Raw genomic sequence first — 3,475 nt, forward strand, 5'->3', positions numbered from 1 at the left:
GCCCTGGCCATGGCCATCACGGCGGGGGGGGGGGCGTGGTTTGGGGCGCCGGTATGAAGACTGCCAGCGCGCCCGCCGCACCACGGGCTGAGCGTGCATCCTATGAGGTGCTGGAGACGAAAATTTGAATCTGAACGGCCTGTAGCGCTAGTGAAATATGCGCTAAATGCTATTAAAAGCAGAGCGTTTTGACGTCAATTCATGGCGCTGCGGCTGGTGATCTGCCCCAGCACCGTCGCCCCCGTCAGCCGTTGCTGTACGGTGGCCTGCACGGCCGGTGGTGCATCACGCAGCAATGCGGGCCAGTCGGCCTGCGCCTGTTTCACCACATCCCGCAACAGCGCCATGTGCCGGGGCACGCGCAGCAGCCCGGCGGATTTCATCAGGCCTTCCATGTCATCCCAGGTTAGCGCCCGCAGGGTTTTGTCGATGGCTCGGTTCACGGCGTACTGCTGGTCTGGCACGCCATCAAAAAACGCGGCCACGCACACCGGGTCATACAGCGGGGCCAGTTGGGGCACGCGGCCGTCGGGGTAGATCAGGGCCCAGTTCTTCAGGTGGGCGTCGGTGTTGCCCATCAGGATGAAGGCCACCATGCGCGCGAGAAACTCTCGCGTGTCCTGCACCGGCTGTCGGCTCAGGCGGTTGAGCACACGCAGCATGGTGGCCCAGTCGTGCAATACCCCCTTGCCGTGCGACTTTCCGTATTTTTGGCGGGGCGTGTAGCCCAGCACCTGGTTGAACTCCTCCATGTGCACACGGGCGCCGCCGGGCAGGTGGTCGAAGCGCTGCACGGCGAGGATGTCGTTGAAGGGAACGGTGTCGGGCAGGTCGGCCTCGGCGCGGGTGATGACTTGCACATCGGCGCAATGCAGGCCCAGCGCCTTGCACAGCTGGTAGCCGGTGTACTCGTTGGCCACCAGATCGGGGTGGGCGGTGGTGGGCAACTTCAGAATCACGCTGCCCGCCGCGCCCCGGCGGTGCACGGTGTAGCGTCGGCCGTCCTGCACCGCGCTGAACTTGGTCACCACGCCGGGGAGCGAGGCTGCGTCTTCCACCGGGAACTCCACAAACCCTGGCTCCAGCACATCGAGCCCCTGTGTGGTGTGCCAGTAGCGCACCACGTCCGGGATGCCGTCTTGCGCGGGCACGGGCTCTACCTCCAGCGCGCCCATCAGGTCATGGCCTGCAGCGGCCAGCAGCTCGAACTCGTCGTCGGGGCTGCAGCCGCGCTCGCGCGCCAGCCGCTCGCGGTTGTGGCCTTCGGGCAGCAGGTTCTGGAAGTACACGGGCCAGCGCCCATCGGTGCGCACCAGCCGTGCATCGCGTGCTGATGCCAGGATCTGCTGCGTGGCGGCCTCGTCCGCACCCTGGTAGCTGAGCGACAGGGTGGGGCGCTGCGGGTTGCGGATGTAGCTCTCGTCAAACGATACGCGCAGGATGTCGCCGTATTGCGAGAGGTATCCGATGGCCTCACGACGACTTGCTGTCGTACCTGGCTCGCCCGCGCTGCCATCCGCCAGCGGGGGGCGGTGCAGGTACAGGCGCAGGTAGCGGATGGAGGTGCTCATGGGGCTTGGGCTGGGCAGTGCGGTAAGGTGGTGCGTCGTCAGGGTCAGCGGCGCAGGCTGTCCACCACCGAGGGCGGCGCATCCACCCCCTCGGGCTGGCCCAGAAACTTGCCACCGGCCTGAATGAATGCCTCCAGGCTGGGCCGCAGGCTGCTGGGTACGGCAATGATGTCCATGCCCAGCACCCGCGCCATTTCGGCCAGGGTGGAATAGCGGGGGTCCAGGTCGCCGCCTTCGGTGCGCTGCACCGTCATGCGGGAGAGACCTGCACTTTCGGCCAACTGGGCCTGGGTCATCTGGTGGGCTTTGCGGGCGGCGGCGAGAGCGGGGATGAGATCGTTTGGCATGATGATATTTATACTCTTTTTTTAATATAAAGAGTATATAAATATACAAATTTTAGCCGCCATGACTCGGTTTAGAGCGAAGCCAACGGAGGCAATACCTCGCTGCGCTCTGTGCAAAACCGCTGCGCCTCCTCCAGCAGCCACTCTTTCACCAGCTCCATTGCCGGGCTAGGGTGCGTGGTGGTCACAAACGAATAGGCCGCGCGCGATGTCACGCTGCGCCCCAGCAGCGGCACCAGGCGCCCGGCCTTCACATCCTGCAGCACCAGCGCGGCGCGGCCCATGGCAATGCCCTGGCCGGCCAGCGCTGCGCCGAGGGCCAGTTGCGACAGGTTGAACTGCTGGCCGCCCGCCCAGGGTGGTGGTGCGGCGCCCCTCTGCGCGAACCAGTGTTGCCATTCTTCATAGGTGTCTGCGCCGTCCCAGGCGCTGCTGTCGTGCAGCAGCCATTCGCCGTGCAGATCGTCAGGCGCGCTGATGGGAGGGTGTCGGGCCAGGAACTCGGGGCTGGCCACCGGAATGAGCCATTCGTCCAGGAACACGGTGGCATTCAGGTCGCGGTAACCACCCAGGTCAAAGCGCACGGCGGCTTCCACGCCGTCGCGCACCATGCGGGTGCGGTCCAGGGTGTGGAACTCGCCAAACACGCGCAGCCCGGTGTGGGGGTGTTGGCGAAAGAAGTCACCCAGCCGGGGGGTGAGCCAGCTCATGGCAAACGAGGGTGAACAGCTCAGCGTGGCGGTGGCGGCCTCTGCCGGCTGGCGCATCTGGGCCAGCGTGCTTTCGATGGCGTCAAAGCTCTCGCGCATCACCACGGCCAGCCATTTACCCTCGGGCGTCGGCACCAGGGCGCGCGGCGTGCGCAGGAACAGCGGGCGGCGCAGCCAGTCTTCGAGTTGCTTGACCTGCTGGCTCACGGCGCCCTGGGTGATGCACAGCTCGGCCGCGGCCTTGGTGAAGCTGCCGTGGCGGGCGGCTGCATCAAAACTGCGCAGCCAGGCGAGCAGGGAGGGGGAGAGGCGAATATTCATTATTAATACTAATGATGCGCTCAATATAAATGGTTTGTGACGGTGGCGTGGCCGGCGAAGAATGTGGGCAACACTCTTCGAGACATAGCTGCCATGACGACTGCCGAAACCCAACCTGCCTTGGATGCCTTGCTGACTGCCCGTTTACGCAATGCCCAGCCTGCTTTGTGGACCAACCCGGCGCGGCAGGCCCAGCCCGCCGCCGCGCTGCCTGCACTGGGCAGGACCATTAGTCTGGATGATACGCACGCAGCGGCTGCCCGCCTGGCCCGTTTTGCCGGGCTGCTGGCGCAGGTGTTCCCCGAGCTGGCCGCAACAGGTGGCGTGGTGGAGTCGCCCCTGCTGCCCGCTACGGCGCTGCAGCCCGCATTGGGCATGGCCGAGGGGCAAGGCCGACTGTTCATCAAGGCCGACCACAGCCTGCCCGTCGCTGGCTCCATCAAGGCCCGGGGCGGCATGCACGAGGTGCTGGAGTTTGTCGAGGGGCTGGCGCTGCAGCATGGGCTGGTGCAGCCCGGCGGTGACT

3 protein-coding genes and 1 pseudogene are annotated in these 3,475 nt (G+C 65.7%); 1 reads left to right on the forward strand and 3 read right to left on the reverse strand.

Translation table 11 applies throughout. From position 1 onward, the window contains the following. Positions 1 to 194: 194 nt before the first annotated feature. The 3 genes from DBR23_RS18310 to DBR23_RS18320 form a co-directional block, all read right to left on the reverse strand. On the reverse strand, positions 195 to 1,571 hold the full coding sequence (locus DBR23_RS18310; RefSeq protein WP_108499168.1) for a type II toxin-antitoxin system HipA family toxin: 1,377 nt from the start codon (positions 1,569 to 1,571) through the stop codon (positions 195 to 197). A gap of 44 nt (positions 1,572 to 1,615) precedes the next feature. Next, on the reverse strand, positions 1,616 to 1,918 hold the full coding sequence (locus tag DBR23_RS18315; RefSeq protein ID WP_056744627.1) for a helix-turn-helix transcriptional regulator: 303 nt from the start codon (positions 1,916 to 1,918) through the stop codon (positions 1,616 to 1,618). Between the two features lie 71 nt (positions 1,919 to 1,989). Beyond that, positions 1,990 to 2,949: a LysR substrate-binding domain-containing protein gene (locus tag DBR23_RS18320; protein ID WP_108499169.1), complete on the reverse strand. Its 960-nt coding sequence runs from the start codon at positions 2,947 to 2,949 to the stop codon at positions 1,990 to 1,992. Positions 2,950 to 3,042: 93 nt separating this feature from the next. On the opposite strand from DBR23_RS18320, the pseudogene DBR23_RS18325 reads away from it, so the two are divergent. Next, positions 3,043 to 3,475: pseudogene (locus DBR23_RS18325) on the forward strand (D-serine ammonia-lyase); the annotation flags it as partial.

The organism is Acidovorax sp. HMWF018 (assembly GCF_003061035.1).
GTDB classification, from domain to species: Bacteria; Pseudomonadota; Gammaproteobacteria; order Burkholderiales; family Burkholderiaceae_C; genus Acidovorax; species Acidovorax delafieldii.

Excerpts from the sequence above, each read along its gene's own strand:
- DBR23_RS18315 (WP_056744627.1), bottom strand. The coding sequence starts at position 1,918 with ATGCCAAACGATCTCATCCCCGCTCTCGCCGCCGCCCGCAAAGCCCAC.
- DBR23_RS18320 (WP_108499169.1), bottom strand. The coding sequence starts at position 2,949 with ATGAATATTCGCCTCTCCCCCTCCCTGCTCGCCTGGCTGCGCAGTTTT.
- DBR23_RS18310 (WP_108499168.1), bottom strand. The coding sequence starts at position 1,571 with ATGAGCACCTCCATCCGCTACCTGCGCCTGTACCTGCACCGCCCCCCG.